This window comes from Desulfosarcina sp. (assembly GCF_041551955.1).
Taxonomy (GTDB): domain Bacteria; phylum Desulfobacterota; class Desulfobacteria; order Desulfobacterales; family Desulfosarcinaceae; genus Desulfosarcina.
In genome coordinates this window covers 1-5,615 of the sequence record NZ_JBFELV010000329.1, presented here as the reverse complement: position 1 = coordinate 5,615, position 5,615 = coordinate 1, and the positions used below count along the sequence as shown (strand labels likewise).

At 58.6% G+C, this 5,615-nt stretch carries 4 protein-coding genes; all 4 read left to right on the top strand.

Annotation, left to right across the window (positions count from 1 at the left end):
* On the top strand, window positions 1-1,225 hold a 1,225-nt coding region (tssF, locus tag ABYV26_RS19290; RefSeq protein WP_372682988.1), incomplete at its 5' end, for a type VI secretion system baseplate subunit TssF.
* The gene (gene tssG / locus ABYV26_RS19285) at window positions 1,189-2,253 is read left to right on the top strand and encodes a type VI secretion system baseplate subunit TssG (protein WP_372682987.1); all 1,065 of its coding nucleotides are present in this window, start codon (window positions 1,189-1,191) and stop codon (window positions 2,251-2,253) included. The genes tssF and tssG, both read left to right, overlap by 37 nt.
* A complete protein-coding gene (gene tssH / locus ABYV26_RS19280; protein WP_372682986.1) occupies window positions 2,250-4,961 on the top strand; it encodes a type VI secretion system ATPase TssH in 2,712 nt (903 codons plus the stop codon). The genes tssG and tssH overlap by 4 nt, the downstream gene beginning before the upstream one ends.
* A gap of 184 nt (window positions 4,962-5,145) precedes the next feature.
* Window positions 5,146-5,615 (top strand): type VI secretion system lipoprotein TssJ (gene tssJ / locus ABYV26_RS19275; protein ID WP_372682984.1); only part of this gene is annotated, 470 nt, incomplete at its 3' end.

Sequence of the window (5,615 nt, the reverse complement as noted above, 5' to 3'; positions counted from 1 at the left end):
GTCTGGGACAAGAACGGCGCCGAAGGCAATCTCGATCGGGGCCTCGGCGGTCAACCCGGTGGGGTTTGAGGACGACCAGGCGTTATTGCCGCAAACCCCGCGCGAATTCCGGGGGTATCGATTTTTACAGGAGTATTTCGCCTTTCCGGAACGATTTCTGTTCGTCGAATTGACCCACCTGCAGCAGGCGATTCGCCGATGCGAGAGCACTGAACTGGATCTCGTTTTCCTGTTTGATCAGAGTCATGCGCAGCTTGCGGACACCCTCGATGTTTCCTGTTTTAACTTGTTTTGCACACCGGCAATCAACCTGTTCCCCAAACGGGCGGATCGGATACATGTGACGCCCCGGGTAACCGAATATCACATCGTGCCGGATCGCACCCGACCCATGGATTTCGAAGTACACGGCGTCACCGAGGTGCTTGGTTTCGGCCCGCGCGCCGAACCGGAGGTCGAGTTTCTGCCTTTCTACGAAGTCAAGAACCGGTCCGTCTACCGGCAGCGCAAGGCGTTCTACACCCTCTATCGTGAACAGCGCCGGCTGTCCACTAAGCAGCGGCGCTATGGCGCCCGCTCCAGCTACATCGGCAGCGAGACCTTCCTGTCGCTGGTCGACGCCCAGGAAGCCCCATACAGCAGCAGTCTGAAGCAACTCGGCCTTCACCTCATGTGCACCAACCGTGACCTGCCGCTGCACATGCCCCTTGGGGCGGGGAACACGGACTTCACGCTGCAGACCGGCGCACCGGTGGAATCGATTCGCTGCCTCACCGGTCCGACCCGACCCAGAAGCTCCAATTTCCGCAAAGAGACATCCTGGCAGGCGATCAGCCACCTGGCCCTGAACTATCTGTCGCTGATCGACAATGATCGGGAAGCGGGAGCGGCTGCGCTGCGCCAGATCCTGATGCTGTATGCGGAATCCGGTGAGCCGACCGTTCAGAAGCAGATCGACGGTGTTTTGTCCATTCGCTCCCAACCGGTAGTCAGGCGGATCGACATACCCGGCCCGATTACCTTCGGCAGGGGCCTCGAACTTTCACTCCGCTTTGACGAATCGGCCTTCGAGGGCAGCGGTGTGATCTTGCTTGGATCCGTCCTAGAACAATTTTTTGCGCGTTACGTCAGCATCAACGCCTTCACGGAAACAGTCATCGAATCCATCGACCGCGGGGAGATCATGCGATGGCCGGCACGGATCGGAAAGCGCCACACGATTTAGGGGAACTGACCCGTTCTCTGGAGAAAAGACCGTATGAATTCGGTCTCTTTTCGTTGCTGCGCCGCATCGAATGCCTCTATGATGAAAAACCCCGCCTGGGCGCCTCACAACGGCCGTCTGAGGATCCGATCCGCATCGGCCAGGAGCCGGCCACCACTTTCGAGTCGGCCAGCCTGACGGCCTTCCAGATCGCCGAAGAGGCCAAGCCACATCGTCTGACGGTCCGTCACCCGGGTCTTTTGGGGCCCAACGGCCCCCTGCCGTTGCATCTGACGGAGTATGCCCAGCAACGTATGCGCCGGCACGGTGATCAGACCTTCGTGCGGTTTCTGGATATCTTTCACCACCGGATGGTATCGCTTTTTTACCGAGCCTGGGCCAACAATGAACCGACGATCAGTTTTGACCGACCGCATACCGATCGATTTTCCGACTACGTCGGTGCCATGGGCGGATTCGGCATGTCGACTCTGCGCAAACGGGACGAGGTCGCCGATCTGACCAAGCTATACTACTGTGGACGACTCTCCGACCAGACCAAGTGCGCGGAGGGTCTTGAGGACATCCTTGGCGACTACTTCCGACTGCCGGTCAGCATCGAATCATTTGTGGGCGAGTGGCTGACCCTGCCGGCGCGGGACATTTGCCGCCTGGGACGCGATCCGGCCAACGGGATGCTGGGTCGTTCGGCCATGCTCGGCTCGCGAACCTGGGGATGTCAGCACAAATTCCGCATCCGTGTCGGCCCGGTGGGCATCGACGCATACGAGAGCCTGCTGCCGGTGGGAGATCGGATCAGACAACTGATTGCCTTGGTGAGAAATTACATCGGTGATGAACTGGCCTGGGACCTGCAGTTAGTATTGAAGCGGGAAGAAGTACCGGCCATGCGCCTCTCCAGCCGCTCTCGCCTGGGGTGGACCGCCTGGCTGGGAAAAAAGCCTCAAGTGAGCGACGCCGATGAGCTCATCATCGACGCGTTTGCTTTCATCACCCGGACATCGCAACCATCGGAGGGCATCAGATGACAGAGATCAGCCGCAGCGCCCTGTTTGGCAAATTGAACAGCCTGGCCTACCAGGCAATTGACAGCGCAACGGCTTTCTGCAAGTTGCGGGGCAATCCCTATGTCGAGCTGGTCCACTGGCTGCACCAGATTCTGCAGCTTCAGGATTCGGATCTGCGTCGCGTGGTCAATCACTTTGACCTCAATCTGGCCAATCTAGCCCGCGATATGACCAGCGCCCTGGATCGATTGCCGCGTGGATCCTCCAGCCTGCAGGATCTGTCTTCCCATGTGGACGACGCGGTGGAGCGCGGCTGGGTGTACAGTACATTGATGTTCGGCGATTCTCGCGTGCGCACCGGTCATCTGGTCGTGGGCCTTTTAAAAACGGCCGGACTGCGCCGCTCCCTGGAAGGGATTTCGAAGGAATTCGGCAAAATCAACCTGGATACCCTTACCGCCCAATTTCAACAGATCGTCGGCGGTTCACCGGAAGAGCAGCTGGCCGCGGCGGACGGCAGCCAGCTGGACGCATCGGCATCAGCTGCGGACGGTCAAATCGCACCGGCGGCTTTCGGGAAACAGGAGGCCCTGGGGCAGTTCTCGGTCGACCTCACCGAAAAAGCCAAAAAGGGCGAGATCGACCCGATTGTGGCCCGCGACGAGGAGATTCGGCAGATCGTCGACATTCTCATGCGCCGGCGGCAGAACAATCCTATCCTGACCGGTGAAGCCGGTGTCGGCAAAACCGCGGTGGTCGAGGGGTTTGCCCTGCGCATTGCCGCCGGTGACGTGCCGCCGCCGCTGCAAAATGTCACCCTGCGGGGGTTGGATGTGGGGCTGCTGCAGGCAGGGGCCAGCTACAAGGGTGAGTTTGAAAAACGCCTGCGTCAGGTCATCGACGAAGTCCAGGCATCCGAAACGCCGATCATCCTGTTTATCGACGAAGCCCACACCCTGATCGGGGCCGGCGGCACGGCCGGCACCGGCGATGCCGCCAACCTGCTCAAACCGGCATTGGCGCGGGGTACCTTGCGGACCGTGGCGGCTACCACTTGGGCGGAGTACAAAAAGTACATCGAAAAGGATCCGGCCCTGACCCGGCGTTTCCAGGTGGTCCAGATCCATGAGCCCAGCGAGGAGAAAGCGGTCCTGATGATGCGCAGCATGGCATCGGTGATGGAGCAGCACCACCGGGTTCAGGTTCTCGACGAAGCCCTGGAATCAGCGGTCAACCTCTCCCACCGCTACATTCCGGCCCGACAGCTGCCGGACAAATCCGTCAGCCTGCTCGACACCGCTTGTGCGCGGGTGGCCATCAGCCAGCATGCAATTCCGGCCGAGGTCGACGACTGCCGCAAACGGATCGGCTTTCTCGAAACCGAGCTGCAGATTATCGACCGGGAAAACCGCGTGGGGATCGATACTGATGAACGACAAAAGGCCGCAGCGGAAAAGCTGGCCGTCGAACAGGAGCGGCTGCGGGGGCTCGAGGAACGCTGGAACGCGGAAAAAGATCTGGTCACCGACATCCTCGCGATTCGTAAGCAGCTGCGCGAGGCGACCGGCCAGGTGGAGGACGCCCCTGATGCGGCGCAAGCAGCAACCGATCCGGAGGCCGCCGACGATCCAGTCTTCGACTCCCAGGCGCTGCGCGAATCATTGAGGAAGCTGCAGGCCGATCTTCAGACGCTGCAGGGCGAATCTCCGTTGATATTGCCCACGGTCGATGCCCAATCGGTGGCCGCCGTGGTTGCCGACTGGACCGGTATCCCGGTGGGCCGGATGGTGAAGAACGAGATCGACACTGTTCTGAAATTGGCCGATATCCTCAATCGGCGCATCTTGGGACAGCGCCATGCCCTCGAGATGATCGCCAGCCGCATCCAGACTTCGCGGGCGAAACTCGACAATCCCAACAAACCGATCGGGGTTTTCATGCTGGCCGGCCCCTCCGGCGTGGGCAAGACCGAGACCGCCCTGGCCCTGGCGGAAGCGCTCTATGGCGGCGAGCAGAACGTGGTGACGATCAACATGAGCGAGTTTCAGGAGGCCCACACCGTCTCAACACTTAAAGGTGCGCCCCCCGGCTATGTCGGCTATGGTGAAGGCGGGGTGCTGACCGAAGCCGTGCGCCGCAAACCCTACAGCGTCATTTTACTGGATGAGGTGGAAAAGGCCCATGCCGATGTGCATGAAATTTTCTTTCAGGTATTCGATAAAGGCTGGATGGAGGACGGGGAGGGGCGTTTCATCGATTTTAAGAACACCCTGATCTTGTTGACCACCAATGTCGGCACGGACCTGATCACGAATATGTGCAAAGATCCCGAACTGCTTCCTGAAGCCGAGGGGCTTGCCAGGGCCTTGCGCAAACCGCTTTTAGACGCTTTCCCGGCCGCTCTGCTGGGGCGTCTCGTTTCCATTCCCTATTATCCCCTGACCGATTCCGTGCTGGCCGACATCGTCCGCCTGCAGCTGGCTCGCGTCGAAAAACGCATCTTTGACAATCACAAAATTCCCTTCACTTACGAGGCTGATGTCGTCGCGCACATCGTCAGCCGGTGCACTGAATTGGAAAGCGGCGGCCGCATGATCGACGCCATTCTGACCAACACCGTACTGCCGAAGGTGAGCCATGAGATTCTTTCCGGCCTGATGGATGGCCGCAGCGTTGTCCGCGCCCACCTGGGAGTGGCGGAGGGGCAGTTTGCCTATGCATTCGATTAGACATCTGGAAATGGTCTTTTGGCCCGATATCGGCGTTATGCTCAGAATTTTATCCGCGGAATATCAACTATATACCTGTGGTCAAATTGTTCGCATGCCTTGATCTCGAACAAAAATCCTCATTCCCTGAAAAGGTCGGGCCACTTAATTCAGCCAATTGAGAACCAAACAACAAGGAGCTGACATGATGAAAAAGGGACTCCTGCTGCTGTGCGTCATTATGCTTCTATCGGGATGCGGGATGTTCAAGAAAAAAAAGAAGCCGCCGCCACCGCCTGAGCCGACCCGCGTCGTACTCGAATTCGATGCTGCCGGTGATATCAACCCCAATGGTGAAGGACGTGCCTCACCGTTAGTTGTTCGCATTTATCAGCTGAAGTTCTATTCGGCTTTCGGAAAGGCAGATTTTTTCTCATTGTATGACAACGAGGAGCAGGCCCTCGGACGCGAGTTGATAAAAAAACAGGAAATCGTGTTGGAACCCAATGAAAAACGCACGGTTTTCTTCGAGACCGAGGACACCACCCAAACGATTGGCTTGCTGGGCGTGTTCATGGCCTACGAAGGCATTCAATGGAAGGCTGCAGCGGGTGTTAAAGAAAACAAGACTGCGGTGATCTATGTGTATATCAGTCGCGCAGGACTTTCGGTTCG

What these genes read in the sequence shown, in the direction of transcription:
- tssH (WP_372682986.1), top strand. Translation starts at nt 2,250, where the DNA reads ATGACAGAGATCAGCCGCAGCGCCCTGTTTGGCAAATTGAACAGCCTG.
- tssG (WP_372682987.1), top strand. Translation starts at nt 1,189, where the DNA reads ATGGCCGGCACGGATCGGAAAGCGCCACACGATTTAGGGGAACTGACC.